Genomic DNA, 620 nt, shown 5'->3' on the forward strand with positions numbered 1-620 from the left:
TCGCGCCGGGCGAGATCGTCGCCGTCGTAGGGGCTTCCGGCGCGGGCAAGTCCACGGTCCTGCGCCTCCTGGCCGGGCTGGAGCGCCCCGCCGAGGGTAAAGGCGGCCGTTGCCGCGCTAGGCCGCACGGCCTTCGTCTTCCAGGCCCCCACGCTGATGCCCTGGGCCGACGCCCGCGCCAACCGTCGCCCTGCCCCTGGAGCTGGCGGACGTCCCCAAGGACCAGGCCCACGCTCGCGCCGGCGCCCGCCCTCGCCGCCGTCGGCCTGGGTGATCGGCTGGAGGCCCGGCCGCGCCAGCTGTCGGGCGGCATGGCCATGCGCGTCTCCTTGGCCCGCGCCCTGGTGGTCGAGCCGGACCTTCTGCTGCTGGACGAACCCTTCGCCGCCCTGGACAGCGTCACCCGCCGCCGCCTGATTGAGGACCTGCATCGGCTGTGGGCCGCCCGCGCCCCGAGGCCCGCCATCGTCTTCGTCACCCACGATGTCGAGGAAGCGGTCTATCTGGCCGGCCGCACTGTGGTGCTGGACGCCGCCAGCGGTCGGGTCGCCGCGGACCATCTCTCGCCCGGCTCCCTGCCCCGCCCCGCCGGCTGGCGCGCCGAGCCCGCCTACCGCGAG

At 76.1% G+C, this 620-nt stretch carries 1 protein-coding gene; it reads left to right on the forward strand.

What is annotated here, in order from left to right; all coding sequences use genetic code 11:
* Positions 1-14: 14 nt before the first annotated feature.
* Positions 15-620: ATP-binding cassette domain-containing protein (locus AC2W7C_RS18740; RefSeq protein ID WP_486002687.1), on the forward strand; the 606-nt coding region annotated here is incomplete at its 3' end.

It is taken from the genome of Brevundimonas sp. CURTG3B2_SDJG (genome assembly GCF_057364705.1).